17 protein-coding genes are annotated in these 19,316 nt (G+C 70.5%); 7 read left to right on the top strand and 10 right to left on the bottom strand.

The window, feature by feature from the left end:
* Nucleotides 1-20: 20 nt before the first annotated feature.
* Complete coding sequence (locus tag AB0L64_RS08725) at nucleotides 21-896, bottom strand: LysR family transcriptional regulator (RefSeq protein ID WP_363709228.1); 876 nt, start codon at nucleotides 894-896, stop codon at nucleotides 21-23.
* Between the two features lie 72 nt (nucleotides 897-968).
* Here AB0L64_RS08725 and AB0L64_RS08720 point away from each other — a divergent pair, with 72 nt between their 5' ends.
* Both AB0L64_RS08720 and AB0L64_RS08715 read left to right on the top strand, forming a co-directional pair.
* Nucleotides 969-1,628: a type 1 glutamine amidotransferase domain-containing protein gene (locus AB0L64_RS08720; protein WP_363709226.1), complete on the top strand. Its 660-nt coding sequence runs from the start codon at nucleotides 969-971 to the stop codon at nucleotides 1,626-1,628.
* A gap of 83 nt (nucleotides 1,629-1,711) precedes the next feature.
* Entirely contained in the window at nucleotides 1,712-2,383 is a 672-nt protein-coding gene (locus tag AB0L64_RS08715) for an N-acetylmannosamine-6-phosphate 2-epimerase (RefSeq protein WP_363709224.1), read from the top strand.
* A 156-nt stretch (nucleotides 2,384-2,539) separates the two neighbouring features.
* On the opposite strand, the gene AB0L64_RS08710 is transcribed toward AB0L64_RS08715, so the two are convergent.
* From AB0L64_RS08710 to AB0L64_RS08690, 5 genes are all read right to left on the bottom strand, one after another.
* Nucleotides 2,540-3,805: an ABC transporter ATP-binding protein gene (locus tag AB0L64_RS08710; protein ID WP_363709222.1), complete on the bottom strand. Its 1,266-nt coding sequence runs from the start codon at nucleotides 3,803-3,805 to the stop codon at nucleotides 2,540-2,542.
* Between the two features lie 81 nt (nucleotides 3,806-3,886).
* The gene (locus tag AB0L64_RS08705) at nucleotides 3,887-5,071 is read right to left on the bottom strand and encodes an amidohydrolase family protein (protein WP_363709220.1); all 1,185 of its coding nucleotides are present in this window, start codon (nucleotides 5,069-5,071) and stop codon (nucleotides 3,887-3,889) included.
* A 117-nt stretch (nucleotides 5,072-5,188) separates the two neighbouring features.
* Nucleotides 5,189-7,921, bottom strand: a complete 2,733-nt coding sequence (locus AB0L64_RS08700) for an AAA family ATPase (RefSeq protein ID WP_363709804.1) — start codon at nucleotides 7,919-7,921, stop codon at nucleotides 5,189-5,191.
* Between the two features lie 43 nt (nucleotides 7,922-7,964).
* Nucleotides 7,965-8,708, bottom strand: coding sequence for a universal stress protein (locus AB0L64_RS08695; RefSeq protein WP_363709218.1), 744 nt, complete (start codon nucleotides 8,706-8,708; stop codon nucleotides 7,965-7,967).
* Between the two features lie 115 nt (nucleotides 8,709-8,823).
* A complete protein-coding gene (locus tag AB0L64_RS08690; RefSeq protein WP_363709217.1) occupies nucleotides 8,824-9,465 on the bottom strand; it encodes an HAD hydrolase-like protein in 642 nt (213 codons plus the stop codon).
* Between the two features lie 42 nt (nucleotides 9,466-9,507).
* Between AB0L64_RS08690 and AB0L64_RS08685 the strand changes: the two genes are divergently transcribed.
* Together AB0L64_RS08685 and AB0L64_RS08680 are read left to right on the top strand one after the other, a co-directional pair.
* Complete coding sequence (locus AB0L64_RS08685) at nucleotides 9,508-10,539, top strand: DUF4037 domain-containing protein (RefSeq protein WP_363709215.1); 1,032 nt, start codon at nucleotides 9,508-9,510, stop codon at nucleotides 10,537-10,539.
* Nucleotides 10,540-10,542: 3 nt separating this feature from the next.
* Nucleotides 10,543-11,577, top strand: coding sequence for an enolase C-terminal domain-like protein (locus AB0L64_RS08680; protein WP_363709213.1), 1,035 nt, complete (start codon nucleotides 10,543-10,545; stop codon nucleotides 11,575-11,577).
* Nucleotides 11,578-11,588: 11 nt separating this feature from the next.
* Here the strand turns inward: AB0L64_RS08680 and AB0L64_RS08675 are convergent, their stop codons facing one another.
* The 4 genes from AB0L64_RS08675 to AB0L64_RS08660 all read right to left on the bottom strand — a co-directional run bounded on the left by AB0L64_RS08675 (nucleotide 11,589) and on the right by AB0L64_RS08660 (nucleotide 16,713).
* Nucleotides 11,589-13,229: an MOSC and FAD-binding oxidoreductase domain-containing protein gene (locus tag AB0L64_RS08675; RefSeq protein WP_363709211.1), complete on the bottom strand. Its 1,641-nt coding sequence runs from the start codon at nucleotides 13,227-13,229 to the stop codon at nucleotides 11,589-11,591.
* Nucleotides 13,230-13,308: 79 nt separating this feature from the next.
* Entirely contained in the window at nucleotides 13,309-14,208 is a 900-nt protein-coding gene (locus AB0L64_RS08670; protein ID WP_363709209.1) for a hypothetical protein, read from the bottom strand.
* A gap of 9 nt (nucleotides 14,209-14,217) precedes the next feature.
* Nucleotides 14,218-15,105 (bottom strand): hypothetical protein, encoded by an 888-nt coding sequence (locus AB0L64_RS08665; RefSeq protein ID WP_363709207.1) that lies wholly within the window; start codon nucleotides 15,103-15,105, stop codon nucleotides 14,218-14,220.
* Between the two features lie 81 nt (nucleotides 15,106-15,186).
* Nucleotides 15,187-16,713, bottom strand: a complete 1,527-nt coding sequence (locus AB0L64_RS08660) for a sulfatase (RefSeq protein ID WP_363709205.1) — start codon at nucleotides 16,711-16,713, stop codon at nucleotides 15,187-15,189.
* A gap of 85 nt (nucleotides 16,714-16,798) precedes the next feature.
* On the opposite strand from AB0L64_RS08660, the gene AB0L64_RS08655 reads away from it, so the two are divergent.
* The 3 genes from AB0L64_RS08655 (at nucleotide 16,799) to AB0L64_RS08645 (ending at nucleotide 19,307) form a co-directional block, all read left to right on the top strand.
* Entirely contained in the window at nucleotides 16,799-17,803 is a 1,005-nt protein-coding gene (locus tag AB0L64_RS08655; RefSeq protein WP_363709203.1) for an acetylxylan esterase, read from the top strand.
* Between the two features lie 104 nt (nucleotides 17,804-17,907).
* Nucleotides 17,908-18,324, top strand: coding sequence for a glyoxalase superfamily protein (locus AB0L64_RS08650; RefSeq protein WP_359923285.1), 417 nt, complete (start codon nucleotides 17,908-17,910; stop codon nucleotides 18,322-18,324).
* Entirely contained in the window at nucleotides 18,321-19,307 is a 987-nt protein-coding gene (locus AB0L64_RS08645) for an RNA polymerase subunit sigma-70 (RefSeq protein ID WP_363709200.1), read from the top strand. Before AB0L64_RS08650 ends, AB0L64_RS08645 begins: the two co-directional genes overlap by 4 nt.
* Nucleotides 19,308-19,316 lie beyond the last annotated feature (9 nt).

Genomic DNA, 19,316 nt, shown 5'->3' with positions numbered 1-19,316 from the left:
GACTTGTTCGGGCGCGCGGGTCAGCCGAAGGTTCGCAGCAGCCGGTCGCGCACCACGGCGGCCGGGTTGTTCGGTCCGGTGGCCGACCGCGTTGCCAGGTAGAGGGTGTTGAGCGGCGGCAGTTCGGGATCGGACAGCAGGACCAGTTCGCCGGCGGCCAGCGCCTCGTCGCACAGGTATGTCGGCAACACGCTCGCGCCGGCGCCGGCGCGCACCGCGGCGAGGACTCCGCGCAGATCCGGTACGACGAGGTCGGCGGTCCGGGTCAGGCGGGTGGAGAAGACGGTTCGCCAGTAGCGGCGGATGATCGGCGCCTCCTCGGCGTACGCGATCAGGGGGATCTTCCGCAGCGGCTCCGGTGAGCTGGTCGGCGTACCGGCAGACCACTTCGGTGCTGCCACGAGCGCGAAAGTCTCGTCGTAGAAGGGTGTTGCGCGGACGCCGGCGCGCCGCGGCCGGGTCGAGCTGATCACCAAGTCGAGGCTACGGTCGACGAGCCGGTCCAGCAGGTCGTCGGGCAGGCCGAAAGTCGCCCGGACCTGGAGTCCGTCTGCGAGACGCTCGGCGAGCGACGGCAGAACCATGGCGCAGAGGAAGTCCGACGGGCCGCCGAGATGGACGGTGGTCGCGGTGGGCGCGGCGAGTTCGTCGCGCAGCAGGCCGTGCAGCGCGTCGATCGGATCGGCGACCCGGCGCGCGAGTTCGTCGCCGGCGCCGGTCGGCCGGACGCCGCGGGCGAGCCGCTCGAACAGCGGCCGGCCGAGCGTGGATTCGAGCGTCTTCAATTGCGCGGTCACGGTCGGCTGGGAGAGTCCGAGCAATTCCGCGCCGGCGGTGATCGAGCCGGCGCGATGCACGGCCAGGAACGTCCGAAGCAGGTCGAGAGACGGGCTCATATCAGAAATTCTATGGCACACCGCGCAGATTCCTATTGGTCTCCGATACCTCGGCGCTCGCATCATGAAGCCATGACACGCGTACTGATCGCTCTCACCAGTCACTCCCAGCTCGGCGACACCGGCCGGACCACCGGCTTCTACGCCTCCGAGGCGGCCGAGCCGTGGTCCGTCTTCACCGCGGCGGGCTTCGACGTCGACCTGGTCTCCGTCGCCGGCGGCCGTCCGCCGATCGACGGGCTGGACGAGGACGACCCGATCCAGCAGAAGTTCCTTGCGTCCGTGGACCTGGAGCAGACCCCGGCCGCGGCCGGCCTCGACGCCTCGGCGTACGACGCGATCTTCTTCGCGGGCGGGCACGGCACCGTCTGGGACTTCCCGAACGACGAGGCGCTGGCATCGCTTGCCGCAGGCATCTATGAGAACGGCGGCGTGGTTGCGGCCGTCTGCCACGGCCCGTCGGCGCTGGTGAACCTGACCCTGTCCGATGGCCGTCACCTGGTCGACGGCAAGAACGTCGCCGCCTTCACCAACGCCGAGGAGGCCGCGGTCGGTCTGACCGAGGTCGTCCCGTTCCTGCTCGCCGACGCGCTGACCGCTCGCGGCGCGATCCATCACCCGGCCGCGAACTTCACCCCGCAGGCCGTCACCGACGGCCGCCTCGTCACCGGCCAGAACCCCCAGTCGGCGACCTCGACCGCCGAAGCAGTCGTCGCAGTCCTCACCACCTGAATCGCCCTCCTCAGGCGGTCGGGTCCGGGCCCCTGAGGTGCTGCCTAGACTGGCGGTCACGGTTGCAGGGGAGAGAGTGCTGGATGAGTGACGTGCTGGAGGCTGTCCGGGCGCGGCTGGTTGTCTCGTGTCAGGCGTATCCGGGGGAGCCGATGAACTCGCCGGCCACCATGCGGGCGGTGGCGGAGGCCGTTGCAGCCGGTGGGGCCGCCGGTCTGCGGGTGCAGGGCATCGCGGACATCGCCGAGATCCGTACGGCGGTCGAGCTGCCGCTGATCGGACTGTGGAAGGACGGCCACGACGACGTTTTCATCACCCCGACCCTGGACCATGCGCTGGCGGTCGCGGAGGCCGGCGCCGATGTCGTCGCACTCGACGGGACGCAGCGGCCGCGTCCGGACGGACGCAGTCTCGCCGAGATCATCGAGGCGATCCACGACCGCACCGGCAAGCTCGTGATGGCCGACTGCTCGACCTTCGAGGAGGGTGTCGCGGCCGCGGAGGCGGGCGCCGATCTCGTCGGTACGACGCTCTCGGGGTACACGCCCTACACCACGAAGACCGACGGGCCCGACCTCGACCTCGTGGCCCGGCTGGCCGCGGCGATCAGCACTCCGGTCGTCGCCGAAGGCCGCATCCACACCCCGGACCAGGCCGCCCAGGCCGTCGCGGCCGGTGCCTGGACCGTCGTCGTCGGCACGGCGATCACTCACCCCACCACGATCACCAGCTGGTTCGTGAACGCTGTGAAATGAGTTCAGCGCTGGGCGACGCCGGTCGAGATGGTGCTGAACACCAAGCTGCGTGGGCTGTCCGGCTACCGCGTGTGTTCTACCTGCGGTCGTTGCTCTGGGCAAGCATCGTGGAAGGTGTCGCAACCACCGGCCTGGAGGGCTGAGCGCGGCGGCGGGTCAGCGGGTGATGCGGTCCACGCGGTGGCCGGTCTGGTCGAAGATGTGGATCCGGGAGGTGTCGAGCGCGAGGTGGACGCGGGTGCCGCGGGCCAGTTCGGTGTCGACCGGGAGTTCGACGACCACGTCGGCGCGGCGGTGCGTGGCGCCGTGCGGTTCGGGTGCGGGAGGTGTGGGTGCGCCCAGCCCGGCGCGCGAGCGGAGTCTGCTCAGGAAGGACGGCGTACGGTCGGTCGCGGGAGAGGCGTGAGCCGGAGTCGCGCGGCCGACGCGGTCGGGGTCGACGACCTCGATCCCGCAGTGCACGAAGGCGATCGACTGCTGGCCGTGGAACTCGAAGGCGCGGATGGTGCCGGTCAGCTGGTTCGGGGCGTCGTCGGTCAGGCTGAACGCGTTCGAGCGGGCGCCGACGATCACGTCGGCGCCGTCGTGGTGCCGCAGGATCAGCGACCGGCGGTCGGTGGGGTCGAGGGAGATCGACTGGTTGCCGAGGTCGAGGGCGACCCGGTGGTGCGCGGTGACGCGGACGGTGGCGGCCAGCAGGTTGATCCGCGGCGTGCCGAGGAAGCCGGCCACGAACGCGGTCGCGGGATCGTTGTACACCTGCGTCGGCGTACCGACGTCCTCGATCCGGCCGTCGCGCATCACCGCGATCCGGTCGGCCAGGGTCAGCGCCTCGACCTGGTCGTGGGTCACGTACAGCGTGGTCACGTTCAGGTCGCGGGTCATCGCGCCGATCTCCTGCCGGAGCTCGGTGCGCATCGTGGCGTCGAGGTTCGACAGCGGTTCGTCGAGCAGGAACACCTGCGGGCGGCGGACCAGCGCGCGGCCGATCGCGACCCGCTGCCGCTGACCGCCCGACAACGTGCGCGGCATCCGGTCGAGCACCGACTCGATGCTGAGGATCTGTGCGAGGCCCGCCGCGGTGGATCCGGCCTGGACGTCGTCCTGACCGGCGACCTGCAGCGGGAACATGATGTTCTCCTGGACCGTCCGGTTCGGGTACAACGCGCCGGTCTGGAAGACCATCGCGACGCCCCGTTCGCGCGGCGCGAGCCGGGTGCCGTTGGTGCGCCCGAACCACACCTCGCCGGCCGTCACCCGCTCGAGACCGGCGATCATCCGCAGTAACGTGGTCTTCCCGCAGCCGGAAGGCCCGAGCAGCACCATGAACTCGCCGTCGGCGATGTCCAGCGACAGCTCGTCGACGGCCAGGTGTTCGCCCTCGAACACCTTGGACACCGCGTCGAGCCGGATCGCCGTCATGTAAGGCTTATACGGGAAAGGGCGGTTCACCGGCAAGCATTGGGCCCCCGCCAAGTGATTGCGGGCGGCAAGATCCAATACTTAACTGTTGCTGCAAGCAACCACGCGGCCGTTGACAACGACGGCCGCGACGTCGCCGACGGCGCCGTTCGGGGTGCTGGTCAGCTGGACGAGGTCAGCGCGGGCACCGACCTCCAGACGGCCGCGATCGTGCAGGCCGAGCAGGTCGGCCGGTGTCCGGGTGGCCATCGTGACGGCGATGTCGAGGGGGAGTCCGCCTGGACCGGTCGCCCACCGCAGGCAGTCGAGCAATGAGGCGCCGCTACCGGCCAGGTACGGCGTGCCCTGGAGGCGGAGGCTTCCGTCGGGCCCCACGGTGACCGCGCCGCCGACCGCGGTCCGGTAGTCGCCCGGTGCGCATCCGGCCAGGGCGGCCGCGTCGCTGGTGAGAACGCATCGCTGCGGACCTTTGGCGCGCACGAGAGCGCCGAAGGTGTCCGCGGGCAGGTGATGGCCGTCGGCGATCAGTCCGGCGGTCAGGGTGTCCTCGGTGAGTTGGGCCCAGATCGGGTTGTGGTGGCGCTCGATCTGGGCCGGAAGCCCGTTGCCGAGGTGGGTGGACATCCGCCCGCCGGCGGCCGCGAAGGCGTGGATGTCGGTCGCGGTCGCGAGCGAATGCCCGACCGAGACGAGGACCGGGCTCGTCGCTGACGTGTGCGTGCCCGGCCTGGTGGTGAGGTGCCGGGTGAAGTCGATGGCTCCTTTGCGTTCGGGAGCCAGCGTCATGATCGCGATCGCGCCGTCGGCCGCGGCCTGCCAGCGGTCGAACTCGTCGGCGTCGGGGTCCCGGATGACCGCCGGGTCATGCGCGCCGCGGGCACCTTCCGCGGACGAGATGTACGGGCCCTCCAGGTGCAGGCCCGGTACGCCGTACGCTACGTCGGGGTCGGCCGCGCGGGAGGCGGCAGCGCGCTTGACGAGGGTGATCGTGGTCGCGTCGTCCGCGGAGATGATCGTCGGGTAGACCGTCGTCACGCCTTGTCCCCACAGGGCACGGACGAGGTCGGGCAGTTCGCTCGCCGGGCGCGACGGGTCGTTGACGTCCAGACCGCCGTACCCGTTCAGCTGGATGTCGACCAGCCCCGGGATCAGCAGCAGGTCCGGCGCCGACGGGTGGTCGGTGATCTCCTCGATGCCGTCGGCCGAGAACCGCACCCGTACACCGCGGCCGGCGGCGGTGCGGCCTTCCAGGACCTCGCTCGTCACGGGTTCTCCTCACCCTTGGTTTGCGGACAACCCAACTGCATCCGGCGACCCGCGGCAAGGATGCTGATCGCGACGCCGAGACCCAGCGAGCTCGGCCGCACCCCTGAAACACCCTGGTCAGGCGCGGGCGAAGGCGGTCCGGAGCTGGCGGCGGGAGGTGATGCCGAGCTTGGAGAACGTCTTGCGGAGGTGCCACTCGACGGTGCGCGGGCTGATGAAGAGCTGGGCGGCGATCTCCGGATTGGTCAGTCCGTCCCTGGCCAGGCCGGCGATCTGGGACTCCTGCGCGGTCAGGTCGTTCGTGGTTTCGGGCGTGCGCTTGCGGACGGTCTCGCCGGTGGCGAGCAGCTCGTGGCGGGCGCGTTCGGCGAACGCCTCGGCGCCGATCCCGGCCAGCTGCTCGTGGGCGGTCCGCAGGTGCTCGCGGGCGTCCTGCCGGCGGCCTTCGCGGCGCAGCCATTCGCCGTACAGCAGCTCGGCGCGGGCCGCTTCGATGCGCAGACCGGTCCGGCTCAGGTAGTCGATCGACGCGCGGTACGCGTCCTCGTCGTCGGCCAGCAACGCTCGCGTGCGGGTCTGCATCCCGCGGCCCCAGTCCGTCGGCGCGGCGGCGACGCGCTCGTCGAGCCAGGCCAGCGCGGTCTCGACGAGCTTGGTGTCACCGGTCCGCGAGGCGGCCTCGGCCAGTTCGCCGATCACCAGCGCGCTGTACGCGACCACGTCCTGCTCGAAGACCTGCAGCGCCGCGTCGCGGGCGGTCTCGTACCGTCCGAGGCCGTTGTTCAGCAGCGCGCTCGTGTACGTCGCGATCGCGGTCATCCGGCCCTGGCCCTGGGCGCGTGCCTCGCGGATCATCGCGTCGATCAGTCCGGTCGCCTCGGCCTCGTGCCCGCGCAGCGCGGCGAGCTGCATCCGCCCGATCCCGAGCACCCGGTTCCCGGTCGCGGCGCCGATCCGCCGCTCCTCCTCGACGTACGCCGTCGCGGCCGCGAGGTCACCGGTCATCGACACCACGTTGGCGCGGAAGTTCAGCGCCCACTGGAGCTGGACGAGAGCGCCGCTGTCGCGGGCGATCCGTTCGTGGCGGGCGGCCAGTTCGAGCGCCGCGTCGAGGTCCCAGACATCGATCGCGACGATCCCGCTGGACCGGCTGCCCGCGAGCCACAGCCAGCCGCGGACGTCCTCGGCCTCGCCGGCGCTCTGCCGGGCGTGGTCGACGGCTCTGACCAGCTGGGCCGCGGCGTCGGTGTACCCGTGGGTGAAGCGGAGCGCGAGCGCCTGCAGGAGCAGGTCGCCCGGCGGGTCCGACGGTGCCGGCGCCGGTGCGGCGGCCGCTGCCTCACCGAGGATCCCGGGCGCGTCCGGGCCGCTCGCCCAGATCGCGGCCGACATCGCCTCCAGGTACGCGACCCGGGCCTGGTCGTGGTCGAGCGGCTCGAGCTGCCGCGCCGCGTCGACCAGCGTCCGCGCGGCCTCGGTCGCGTGTCCGCGGTCGAACGCGATCTCGCCGCGCAACCGCGTGATCTGCGCGTCCCGTACGGCATCCGCGGGCCCGGCGGATGCCGCGCCGAGCAGGTCCAGCGCGGCGTCGAGCCCGCCGGCACTCCGCTGGGCGGTCGCGGCGGCCAGCACACGGTCGGCCCGGCGGCCCGGGTCGATGGTCAGCGCGGCCGCCCGCTCCAGGAACGTGCCGGCCGCGAAGAACCCGCCGCGGGCCCGGGCGCGCTGCGCGGACCGTTCGAGCTCGGCGGCGACGTCCTCGTCGGGCGCCATGGTCGCCTGCGCCCGGTGCCACGCCCGGCGATCGGGGTCGGTCCCGGGATCGGTGACGTCGGCGAGGGCGCGATGAACGGCCAGCCGCTGCTGCGGTGTCGCCATCCGGTACGCCGCGGAGCGCACGAGCGGATGCCGGAACCGGATCTGCCGGCCGAAGGTGATCAGCCCGGACTCGATTGCGCCGGCCGCCGGGTCGGCGCCGAGCCCGAGCCGCTCGGCCGCCTGCCACAGCAGGGTCGGGTCGCCCAGCGGTTCCGCGGCCGCGGTGAGCAGGAGCAGCCGGGTGCCGGGCTCGAGGACTTCGAGGCGCCGGACGAAACTGTCCTCGATCCGGCCGGCCAGGCTGCCCCTGGTCAGACCGCCGGCCAGCTCCGCGGCAGTCCAGGCGCGCGGGAGTTCGAGCAGGGCGAGCGGGTTGCCGTGAGTCTCGGCGACGATCCGGTCGCGGACCCGCGGGTCGATCGGTCCGGGCAGCACGGATTCGAGCAGTGCTCGCGCCTCGGTCTCGTCGAGGCCGCGGATCGCCAGCTCGGTCAGGCCGGTGAACGCGTGGTCGATGCCGTCGCGGACGGCGAAGACCATCACCACGGATTCGGCCGCGAGCCTGCGGGCGACGAAAGCGAGGATGCGCGCGGACATCAGGTCCAGCCACTGCGCGTCGTCGACCACGCACAGCACGGGCCGGTCGCCGGCGGCGTCGGAGAGCAGGTTCAGGACCGCGAGACCGATCAGGAACTTGTCCGGCGTTGGGCCGCTCACCAGGCCGAACGCCGTGCCGAGCGCCTCCCGCTGCGGTGCCGGCAGTCGCTCGAGATGTTCCAGGAACGGCTGGAGGAGCTGGTGCAGGCCCGCGTACGCGAGCTCCATCTCGGATTCGACCCCGGCGGTTCGGGTGATCCGGCAGCCGTCGGCACCGGCGACCAGGGTGTCCAGCAAGGCCGACTTGCCGACTCCGGCCTCGCCTGTCAGCAGCAGCACCTGGCTGCGGCCGGCCCTCGCCTCGCTGACGAGCCCTCTCAGTACTTCGGTCTCCCGCTGCCGGCCCCTCAGCTCTCGATGCTCGCGATCTGCCATCCCCACGCCGGTCAGCCTAGCCGGGCCGGCCCGGGTCCACTGGTCAGACCAGTATTACTGGACCGCGCGCGAGCCGGGCGACCGTCGCGTTGCCGGTCTGCTGGAGCCAGGTCCGGTCGGCCGTCAGGACGGTCAGGGCCGCGGCGGCGGACTCGGCCAGCACGGCGCTCGCGACGGTGCCGGTGACCGCGCTCCGCCGTACGTCGACCTCCGGGTACGCCGTCTGCCACGCGGTGACGTCGGCCGGACCGGTCTGCAGGATGGTCAGACCAGTGCCCCGCCGCCGCGCCGCGCCGAACGCGAACCCCAGCGCATCGGACCGGTCGTGGCCGTCGACGGCCACGACCACACGCCCCGTGGACGGTCCGGCCGCGTGGTCCGAGGTCAGACCGACGACTGCCAGGGAGCCGTTCGTACGGCGGGCCAAGCGCCTGGCCAGGCTCCGCTCGAAGCTGCGACCGTGCCCGATCACCACGAGTGCGCCGGTGCTCTCGCGCGCCTCGTTCAGCAGCGCGGTGGCCGGGCGGCCGGGGAAGACCGTGGTGGAGACCCGCAGGCTCGGGAAGATCCGCCGGGCGTGGCCGGCTGCCTCGTCGACGTCCTCCTCGGCTGCCTCCAAGTCCCGCTCGTCGACCGTCAGTTCACCGAGCGGGTCGAGCAGGTGGGGCCAGCGGAATGCGTGCACGATGCGCAGCTCGGCGCTTCGGGCCGCGGCTTCGGCCGCAGCCCACTCCAGCGTGTCCTGGCTGTCGAGTAGGACGACCACTGGGCCGTAGTACTGCTTCATCGGGGTGCCTCCCTGGACGCTCTTCGGTGTGAAACCACCGTCTCGTCGCAGGCAGGTGCATCACACCAGGGAGAACCACGGGCCTGTACCCCTGGGGATCATGGCGGCTCTCGTCTCAGGCGTCGAGCAGTTGGAGCGCCTCCGTGATCGAAGCGGCCACCGGGGCACCCGTCGAGTGCAGGGCTTGCGGGGTCATCGCGCCGGTGGTGACGAGCACGCAGCGGGCGCCGGCCGCTTGGGCCGCCTCGGCGTCGTCGACGACGTCCCCGATCAGGACGACGTCGGCCGGATCGAGCTGCTGCGCCTCCAGGTGCCGGACCAGGCTGTCGGCCTTCGATCCGCCGCCGACCGCGCCGGGCAGCCCGTCGATCCGGGTGAAGTAGGTCGTCAGCCCGTAGTGCTCGACCGTCGGCGTGAGCCGCGAGTGGAACCACATCGACAGCAACGACTGCGTCCGCCCGCTCGCCGTGCAGGACCGGAGCACCTCGTGCGTCCTGGCGGCCAGCTCACAGGTGTGCAGCAGCGCGTCGTACCGGTCGTGGTAGAGCTTGTCGACCTGCTCCCACTCGGCCTCGTCCAGGGTGCGCCGCAGGATCTGCTCGTACGACAGCCGCATCGGCCGCGCATAGGCCGCCTGCCACTCGCCCCAGCTCAGCTCCGCCCGCCCGAACCCGGCACAAACTTCGTTGACGGCAGCCAGGACGGCGTGATTGTCATTGAGCAGCGTCCCGTTCCAGTCCCACACCACATGTCTCACCGGGCAACTGTAAACGGGCAGACCGAACCGAAAGGCGGCCCAGTGGGTTCCAAGGCTGAGTTCAGGCCGGCGGCTGAGGTCGCGGAAAGGTTTCACGCCGAGGTGGTCGCGCCGCTGGTGGGGGACATCGGCTACGCGGCCGGGCTGCTCGGGTGGGGGTCGGACGTGCTCGGATACGACACCGCGCGGTCGATGGACCACGGCTGGGGGCCGCGGCTCGTCGTACTGGTGGACGCGGCCGACGTCGAGCGGGTGCGGAAGGCGGTCGACGACGGGCTGCCCGACGAGTACGACGGGTATCCGGTGCGCTTCGGTTGGGACAGCTACGCGCCGCGGCACCACGTGACCGTCGCGACGCTGGGGGACTGGTTGCGGGGGCAGCTCGGGTTCGACGCGTCACAGGGCATCGGGATCGACGACTGGCTGGTGACTCCGCAGCAGCAGCTCCTCGGTGTGGTGGCCGGCCGGGTGTACGCGGACGACGGACGGCTGGCCCGGGTCCGTGAGGCACTGGCCTGGTACCCGGACCAGATCTGGCGGTGGACCCTGGCCTGCCAGTGGTCCCGTGTCGCCCAGGAGGAGGCGTTCGTCCAGCGCACGCACGAGGTAGGTGACGAGCTCGGGTCGCGGGTCGTGGCTGCCCGGCTGGTGCGGGACCTCATGCGCCTGGCCCTGTTGCAGGCCAGGGCCTACGCGCCGTACAGCAAGTGGCTCGGTACGGCGTTCGCACGGCTCGATCACCCGGACGGGCTCGACGTCGCGCTGGCCGGCGCGGTCGCGGCCACGTCGTACGCCGAGCGCGAGCGGGCGCTCGTCACGGCGTACGAGCTGGTCGCCCGGCGGCAGAACGCGCTCGGGATCACCGACGAGCTCGACCCGGCCCCGCGGCCGTACTTCGACCGGCCCGCGATGGTGCTCGGCGCGGACCGGTTCGTGCAGGCGTGCCTGGCGACCGTGACCGACGAAGCGGTGGCACGGCACGGGCTGATCGGGTCGATCGACCAGTTCGCGGACAACACCGACGTGCTCAGCAATCCGGCGGCGTTCCGACGGCTGGTCTCTGTCTATCGTTGACCGATGACCCTCGCCAGGCACGTCATCAGCTCGGTCACGACCACCGAGATCCGCTACGACTACCTCCGCACGATCGGCCGCAACTCGTTCCTCGGGAGCCACGGGAGCGGCGGCAGCACCACGGCGTACGTCGTGGAGACCGACCGCGGCGCGACGGGCTGGGGGCTGCCGCTGCACGACGCGGACCCCGGCTCGCTCGTCGGACGGAACCTCGCAGAACTGATCGACCCGGACCGCGGGGTGATCGACTCGGCGGCCGAGTTCCTCGACTACCCGCTGCACGATCTCGCGGCGCGGATCCTCGACGTGCCGGTGTACGCGATGCTCGGCGGCGCCGGATCGCCCCGGGTGCGCTGCTACAGCGGCGGGATCTACCTCGACGACCTCGACGGCGGGCTGGACGCGATCCGGGCGAACCTCGCCCAGGACCACGAGTTCGGGTTCCGCGACTTCAAGCTGAAGATCGGCCGCGGGCATCGCTGGATGGACTCCCACGGCGGTCTGCAGCGGGACATCGAGGTGACCCGGCTGACCCGCGAGCTGTACCCCGACGCCGGGATCCTTGTCGACGGCAACGACGGCTTCAGCGTGAACACCCTGTTCGAGTACCTGGACGGTGTCGCGGACTGCGACCTGTACTGGATCGAGGAGCCGTTCGCAGAGCGCCGCCCCGACCTGGAGGCGCTCCACGTGTACCTGCAGAAGCTGCCCGCCCGCCCCAAGGTCGCCGACGGCGAGTACGACCCGAACGTGGAGCACGTCCTCCAGTTGGCACGCGACGGTCTCGTGGACGTGGCCCTGATGGACGTCACCGGCCACGGCCTCACCGCCTGGCGCCGCACCATGCCCGACCTGTCCGCCGAGGCCTCACCGCACGCCTGGGGCCAGCCGCTCAAGACCCTGTACGCCGCCCACCTGGCCGCCGGCCTCGGCAACATCCCGATCGTCGAGGGCGTCCCCGGCCCCGGCTTCTACACGCTGGAGGACGGCCACATCACCCTCACCGACCAGCCCGGCTTCGGCTTGAAGCTGCCGTAGCGCGGCGTCCGCTACATATCCAAGATGAGGTCGGTCACCGGGCGGGAGCAGCAGAGGAGCGCCTGCCCGCTCGGCGGCGGTTCCAGTGGAGTGGGGGAGTACGTGAGGTCGCCGGACAGCACCGGGGTGATGCAGTTGTGGCAGACGCCGGTGCGGCAGCTCCACCGCGCCGGCACGTCACAGGCTTCGGCCAGCTCGAGCAGGGTGCCGTCGCGCATGGCTGTCGAGATGCCGCTGCGGGCGAACGTCACCAGCGGCCCATTGCCGGCGGCACCGTCCGGCTGATGCGGCGGCCTGAGCGTCTGGCCGACAACACCGGGATTCAGCGATGCGAGCGCGCCGAACAGCTCCGTACGAACCCGAGTTACCCCTACTGCGGTCAGTGCTGCCTGCATGTCCGCCATGAAGCTCTCAGGACCGCAGACGTACGCCGTGGCATCTGGCGGCAGGCCCAGCTCGAGCAGCTTGTCCTTGGTCAGCCGCCCATCGACGGAGCTGTAGTAGATGTGCTCGTGAGCGTTCGGGAGCTGCGCGAGCAAGTCGTGTGCCTCCGCGGCGAACGCGTGCTCCGTCGGTCCGCGTGCCGCATGGATCCACCACACCTCGCGACTACTACCTGCCAGGCTGTGAAGCATCGCGAGGACAGGCGTCACTCCGATCCCCGCAGAGATCAACAGCACCGGTCCGGTGCCGTCTTCGAGCAAGAACTCACCGCGTGCTGCCGCGACTTCCAGCAGGCTGCCGGACGACAGTCGGGCCATGTAGGCGCTGCCGATCCCGTGCGGCTCCTGCTTGACGCTCACGCGGTAGCCGGGCGAGGTGGAGAGCGAGTAGCTGCGCACAGCCTCCGGCAGCCGGAACGTCAGGTACTGACCCGCCTGAGCCGCCGGCAGCTCACCGCCGTCGGGCGCAGCGAGCTTGATGGAGAACACGTCCGTGGCCTCGGCGACGACATCTGTGACGCGCAGCTGCCGGAAGCCGTCCCACGCAGGCCCTGGTGCGTTCTCCTTGTCCAGAAGCTCGTGGAACGATCCTTGCCACCCCGGGCTCATCGCCGGGATGCGTACGGCGATCCGCAGCTTGTCGATGTCGCGGTCGGGTAGGTACAGCAGAGCATCCGTGTCGGAGACGCTCAGGGCGCCCGGTCCGGTAGCCGTCTTGACGATCGGATCACCGGCAGCGACCTCGCCTTCGGTGATCACCCGGCAGTAGAACCCCGGTCGGTGGTGGCTGACGAGCAACGCCGGCAACTCCGGCTCACCCATCCGCAGTCCGACCCGATAGCAGGTCACCCGCGGCTGGGTGACCTCCAGTTCGGCGCCGCCGATCCGGTAGCGGTCGCCGATGCAGACCTCGTCGTCCGGCAGCCCGTCGACTGTCAGGTTCTCGCCGAACTGTCCGTAGCCGAAGTCGTCCCGCCCGAAGTGCTGCGCCCAGTAGCGGTAGGAATCCAGCTGGTACACCAGCACCGCACGCTGCTCGCCACCGTGGCCGGCCAAATCGCCCTGGCCGTCGCCGTCCAGGTTCAGCCGACGGACCATCACCGGCCCGTCGACCGGCCACTTCCACACGCCGGTGTAGACGGTCTTCCCGTTCCACTCGACGTCCTTCGGCAGACCGACGTTCACCGACACCACAGTCGCTTCGCTCATCCGGACAGCTCCTCCACCGAGAGGTCACCGCCGACATCATCTCGCGCCTCCGCGGCCCGGGCACGCCCCGGGCCGACTCTCATTCGCCGAAGAGACGGTCGATCGGGAGGAACCAGCGGAAGTCGACCGGGTCGCCGAAGGTGGCCGGGACCTTGCCGCGCGGCAGGATGATCGTGGCCGGTCCATTGGCGTGCCCAACGGCGTACAGGTAGCCCGTGCCGGCCGCCTTGTCGATTCCGAGCAGCAATGTGCCGTAGATGCCGCAGTTGGTCGCGACCAGTGACTCGAAGCCCTGCCAGGTCGCGCGCCGGACGAGCTTCACGACTGGTTTCATCGGTGTGCCGGTCGGGATGTGGATCGTGTACAGCGCACCGCCGTGAGTGGTGGCCAGGAAGGTGTCGTAGGTCCGCGTCTTGCTGATCAGCGCCATCGCCTTCACCGCCGCGAACCCCGGGTACGACGTCTTGCCGCGCCAGCCGCCGTTCGGGTCGACAGTCCACCGGAACAGGACGCCGTCGGAACGCAGCCCGTAGGTGTTCATCCGCCAGGGAGCGTCCTCGGAGGACACGGACTGCTCGACGGCGACGAAGTCCCGCCAGCCGCCGCCGATCCGGGTCAGCTGCGCGTGGTGGACCTCGGCGGTCAAGCCGGCCTGGTACCGGGTGAGGTACAGCCCTGAGCCGATCACGACGTAGCCGGACACCTGGGAACCGCCTGGGTCCGGTTCGGCACGCAGGGAGGTGCTGAGCCCGACCAGGCCGGGTGCGAACACCTCCAGCGCGACCTTGGAGTCTCTCGTCAGCATGGGCGGCACAGTGCTTGTGACGACCTGGGCGCGGTGGTCACCGTTGCTCGTGACCGAGCCGGCCGTGACCGAACAGGTCACCGTCGCGCGGTTCGGCGCCGCATCGGCCGGCCAGGCGAGCAGGCTCCCGGCCAGTCCGATCGCCGCCATCAGCGCAGTGGTGCGGATTCTCATCTCGGCCCCCTATTCACCGAAGGGCGGTGGTTCGGGCGGCGAGATCCACCGGAAGTACACGCCGGAGCCGAACGATCCGGGGACCTTGCCACGCGGCTCGATGACGGTCGACGTTCCGCCGGCATGCCCGACGGCGTACAGGTATCCGGCGTGGGTGTCGGTGTCGATCCCGATCACGAGCGTTCCGTAGATGCCGCACTTCTGCGCGAGCATCGCCTCGAAACCTTGCCAGCCCGACCGGCGGACCAGCTTGACGACCGGCTTCATGGGCGACGTCACCGGAATGTGGATCGTGTACAGCGCACCGCCCCGGGTATTGGCCAGGAAGGTGTCGTACGTCGCGGTCGCACTGATCAGTGCCATCGACTTGACCGCCGAGAATCCCGGGTACGACGTCTTCTGGCCCCAGTTGGCGGCGTTCCACCGGAACAGCACGCCGTCGCGACGCAGCCCGTAGACGGCGCCCCGTCGCACCTGCGGCGATGAGTAGGTGGAACGGTTGAGCGAGGTGAAGCTGCTCCAGCCGCCACCGATCCGCGGCAGCGCCTGAGCCAGAATCTCGCCGTCCGCGGTGACGATCGAATAGCTGTTGTACAGCGTGTCGCCCAGAACGACGAGCCCGCCGACGTCGTAGTTGCCCTCACCGTTCTTCGAGGACATGATCGGGCCGCTGAGCCGGGCAGGCCCCGGATACGGGTTGTTGATCCACAGTCCCAGCGACCTCGTCGGCGGTACGGTCGAGAACACGGACCAGCCGTACTCGCCGTCGCCCGTCACCGCACCGACTCCCACCGAGCAGACTGCCGATGCCGTGGCCGACGCCGGCTGGGTTGTCACGGCTCCGAAGGCCAGACTCGCCGCGGCGAGCGCCCCGAGAAATTGCACTGTTCTCGACATGTTCCCCCACCACCCCCTGGTTGCCCCTGGGTCAACCGTCCTGGACCAGAACGGGGGGTGTAGAGGGCCGAAGGTCCCGACTCAGTGGGACCTGTTGGCCTCCGGGTCCTCTTCCACGCGTCGCCTGTGCTCGGCTGCATGCTCCAGTGACCTCTCGTCCGCCCACGACCACTTCGGTGCCGGGGTCGACGGGCCGTCGTACGGCAGGTCGGCATAGTGCCTTTGGAGTTCTGCCAGTTCGGCGGTCAGCGCGGCGCGGGTCTCGGTGTACGCCGGGTCCTCGGCGACGTTGACCAGCTCCTCCGGGTCCTTCTGCAGGTCGTACAGCTCCCACTCGGATTCGAACAGGCGCTCCGACGAGCCCGGTACACCGAGGCCGGCGCCGTAGTAGTGGATGAGCTTGAAGTCCTTCGTGCGGATCCCGTAGTGCGCGGGAGCGTGGTGGTACGGGTCGTCGTGCTCCCAGTACCGGTAGTAGATCGCCGTCGGCCAATCCGGGACCTGCTCACCACGCAGTAGCGGCAGGAAGCTGCGGCCTTGGGACGTGGGCAGCTCCAGCCCCGCCATGTCGAGGAAGGTCGCCGCGAAGTCCACGTTGGTGACCATCGCGTCGCAGGTGCCGCCGGCCGGGATCACCGACGGCCAGCGGATCATCATCGGCATCTGCAGCGACTCGTCGAACATCAGCCGCTTGTCGAACCAGCCGTGGTCGCCGAGGAAGAATCCCTGGTCGGACGTGTAGACGACGACCGTGTTGTCGCTGACGCCCTCCTCGTCGAGGACGTCGAGCAGCCGCCCGACGTTGTCGTCGATGGACTGGACGCACTGCAAGTAGTCGCGCAGGTAGCGCTGGTACTTCCAGCGCATCCGCGCCTCCCGGTTCTCCGGGCCGCGCAGGTCGTCCGGCAGCTCTTCGCCGAGCTCGTCCGCGCCCAGGTCGTCCGCGACGGACATGCGCACGCCGCGAACCGCCTGGCTGCGCGTGCTGTGGTCGTCGAACAGCGTGCTCGGCTCCGGGATCGAACCGACCGGGTAGAGGTGCTTGTGCTTCTCGTCCGGCACCCACGGCCGGTGCGGGGCCTTGTGGTGCACGAGCAGCAGGAACGGGCGGTCCGGGTCCCGCCGGCGGATCCAGTCGATGCTCTGGTCCGTAACGATGTCCGTCGCGTACCCGGGCACGGTCGCCGCGCCGTCCGGCCCGATCATCAGCGGGTCGACGTAGTCGCCCTGGCCGGGGAACACCCGCCAGTCGTCGAAGTGCCGCGGCGCGGACTCCGGCCGCTCACCGAGATGCCATTTGCCGAACAGAGCGGACTGGTAGCCGGCGTCCTGCAGCACCTCGGCGAACGTCGGCACCCGGTAGTCGATCTCGGTGAAGATCGAGGCGACGCCGTTCACGTGGCTGTACGTCCCGGTCAGGATCGAGGCCCGCGAGGGGGAGCAGATCGAGTTCGTGCAGTACGTCGCGTCCATCCGTACTCCGTCGCGGGCCAGCCGGTCCAGGTGCGGCGTGCTGTTGACCTTGCTACGTGTGTTGTTGCTGTACGCCGAGATCGCGTGCGCGGCGTGGTCGTCGGACATCACGAAGACGATGTTCGGAGTCGGCATCACCTCACCCTAGGTCACCCGCGGCCGGATTTGGACATCGCTTACCGCCGGACCTCCGGTGGGCGTAGGTTTGCCGGTTATGGCCATGTTCGACCTTTCCCTCGACAAGCTCCGCGAGTACCGGCCCGAGGTGGCCGCGCCCGCCGACCTGGTCGACTTCTGGCGCCGCTCGATCGAGAAGGCGCGCACCGACGACCTGTCCGCCACGTTCACCCTGATCGACAACAAGCTCGCGGTGATCGACACCTACGACGTTACCTACGCCGGTTTCGACGGCTCCCCGGTCAAGGGCTGGCTGCACGTTCCGGCCGGCGCGACCGGTCCGTTGCCGACCGTCGTGCAGTACCACGGCTACTCCGGAGGCCGGGGCTTCCCGCACGCCACGACGCTGTGGGCGCAGGCCGGTTACGCCCACTTCGTGATGGACACCCGCGGCCAGGGGTACAGCGCCGGCGGCGTCGACGGGACGCCGGACGCCACGCCGTACGCCGGTCTCAACCACACGCCCGGGTTCATGACGCTGGGAATCACCGACCCGGAGACGTACTACTACCGCCGGGTCTTCATCGACGCGGTGCGGGCGCTCGACGCGGCCCGGACGTCGCCGCTGGTGGACCCGGACCGGATGGTCGTCACCGGCGGCAGCCAGGGCGGCGGCATCGCGATCGCGGCGGCCGGCCTGGCGCCGATCGCCGGGATCGAGCTGCTCGGCTGCGCCCCCGACGTACCGTTCCTGTGCCACTTCCAGCGGGCGCTGCAGATCACCGACAAGGACCCGTACGGCGAGATCACGCGGTACCTGAAGGGGTTCCGCCAGGACGTCGACGCGGCGCTCACCACGCTCGGCTACTTCGACGGCGTCAACCTCGGCCGGCTCGCCACGGCGCCGGCGCTGTTCTCGGTCGCGCTGATGGACCCGATCTGCCCGCCCTCGACGGTGTTCGCCGCCTTCAACCACTACGGCGCCACCGGCAGCGAGCAGAAGGACATCGAGGTGTACCACTACAACGAGCACGAGGGCGGCCAGACGTACCAGCAGCTCGCGCAGCTGGACTGGTTCTCGAAGGTCTTCGAGGCGTCCGGAAAATAGTCATCGATCGACCGATGAGTTTTCGGCCCGGGCGTCGTTACACGGTCATCTAACGTCGGTCAGACTGGGACCGACCTGACCGCGGAGGCCCCGAGATGACGCAGATGGACTGGAAACTGGAGCTCGTGATCGTGCCGGTGACGGACGTGGACCGGGCGAAGAAGTTCTACACCGAGCAGTTGGGGTTCGCCGAGGACGTCGACCATCGGGCGGGCGACTCGTTCCGGGTCGTGCAGCTGACACCGCCCGGGTCGGCGTGCTCGATCACGATCGGGACCGGCCTGACCGCCGCACCGCCGGGCAGCTACCAGGGCACCCACCTGGTGGTGAACGACATCGAGGCCGCGCACGCCGAGCTGGCCGGCCGCGGGGTCGAGGTGAGCGAGCCGTTCCACTTCACCCCCGAGGGGAAGCGTCCCGGTCTCGCGCCGGCGCGCGGTGACTACGAGACCTTCCTGTCTTTCGAGGACCCGGACGGCAACGGCTGGACGGTCCAGGAGGTGGGAAGGACCGCCTCGTGACGACTCTCGAGGAGGCGGCGTTCGCGGGTGACGAGACCGCGTTCGCCGACCTCGCGGGCCGGCATCGCCGCGAGCTCCACGTGCACTGCTACCGGATGCTGGCCTCGTTCGACGACGCCGAGGACGCCGTCCAGGAGACGTTGCTGCGGGCCTGGCGCGGCCGCGATCAGTACGACGGGCGCACCTTCTTCCGCGCCTGGCTGTACCGGATCGCCACCAACGTCTGTCTCGACCTCACCCGTCAGCGCAGCCGGCGCCCGGTGTCCGCTGCCACGGACTCGCCCGGGGACCTGGTCTGGTTGCAGCCGTATCCTGATCGGCTGCTCGACGAGATCGCGCCGCCGGCCGACCAGCCGGACGCCGTCGTGGTGGACCGGGAGACGATCGAGCTCACCTTCCTGATCGCGCTGCAGGCGCTGCCGGCCCGGCAACGCGCCGCACTGATCGCCCGCGACGTGCTCGGCTGGTCGGCGGCCGACACGGCCAAGCTGCTGGAGACGAGCGTCGCGGCGGCCAACAGCGCGTTGCAGCGGGCGCGGGCGACGATGCAGCAGCGGCTGCCGGAGCACCGCGCCGACTGGTCCGCGCAGCGGCCGACCGCGGAGGAGCGCGAGGTGCTGGCGCGCTTCATCGACGCCCACGAGCGCTGTGACGCCGAGGCGGCGATCGCGATCGCCGGCGAGGACCTGCGGGTCTCGATGCCGCCCGACCGGCTGTCGTTCACCGGGCTGCGCGCCTGCCTGCCGCTGTTCCAGCGGGCCTTCGGGCCGGACCGCGACGGCGACTGGCGTCTCGTGCCGACGTCGGCGAACCGGCTGCCCGCCGCGGCGACGTACCTGAAGCGACCGGGCGATTCGATCTGGCGGGCCTTCAAGCTCGACGTGCTGTGGGTCGACCACGGCAAGATCGTGGAGATCACCACGTTCGGTGCGTCCCGGTTCCCGGGCTTCGGCCTGCCCGACCAGTGGTCCCCGGACCGCTAATGTGGTGTT

The organism is Kribbella sp. NPDC051936 (assembly GCF_040680955.1).
Taxonomy (GTDB): Bacteria; Actinomycetota; Actinomycetes; order Propionibacteriales; family Kribbellaceae; genus Kribbella.
The sequence above is the reverse complement of the archived record's forward strand: the minus strand, read 5'-3'. Positions and strand labels throughout refer to the sequence as shown.

Coding starts and splice junctions, on each gene's coding strand:
- AB0L64_RS08725 (WP_363709228.1), bottom strand. CDS start 896: ATGAGCCCGTCTCTCGACCTGCTTCGGACGTTCCTGGCCGTGCATCGC.
- AB0L64_RS08720 (WP_363709226.1), top strand. CDS start 969: ATGACACGCGTACTGATCGCTCTCACCAGTCACTCCCAGCTCGGCGAC.
- AB0L64_RS08715 (WP_363709224.1), top strand. CDS start 1,712: ATGAGTGACGTGCTGGAGGCTGTCCGGGCGCGGCTGGTTGTCTCGTGT.
- AB0L64_RS08710 (WP_363709222.1), bottom strand. CDS start 3,805: ATGACGGCGATCCGGCTCGACGCGGTGTCCAAGGTGTTCGAGGGCGAA.
- AB0L64_RS08700 (WP_363709804.1), bottom strand. CDS start 7,921: ATGGCAGATCGCGAGCATCGAGAGCTGAGGGGCCGGCAGCGGGAGACC.
- AB0L64_RS08695 (WP_363709218.1), bottom strand. CDS start 8,708: ATGAAGCAGTACTACGGCCCAGTGGTCGTCCTACTCGACAGCCAGGAC.
- AB0L64_RS08680 (WP_363709213.1), top strand. CDS start 10,543: ATGACCCTCGCCAGGCACGTCATCAGCTCGGTCACGACCACCGAGATC.
- AB0L64_RS08675 (WP_363709211.1), bottom strand. CDS start 13,229: ATGAGCGAAGCGACTGTGGTGTCGGTGAACGTCGGTCTGCCGAAGGAC.
- AB0L64_RS08670 (WP_363709209.1), bottom strand. CDS start 14,208: ATGAGAATCCGCACCACTGCGCTGATGGCGGCGATCGGACTGGCCGGG.
- AB0L64_RS08665 (WP_363709207.1), bottom strand. CDS start 15,105: ATGTCGAGAACAGTGCAATTTCTCGGGGCGCTCGCCGCGGCGAGTCTG.
- AB0L64_RS08660 (WP_363709205.1), bottom strand. CDS start 16,713: ATGCCGACTCCGAACATCGTCTTCGTGATGTCCGACGACCACGCCGCG.
- AB0L64_RS08655 (WP_363709203.1), top strand. CDS start 16,799: ATGTTCGACCTTTCCCTCGACAAGCTCCGCGAGTACCGGCCCGAGGTG.
- AB0L64_RS08650 (WP_359923285.1), top strand. CDS start 17,908: ATGGACTGGAAACTGGAGCTCGTGATCGTGCCGGTGACGGACGTGGAC.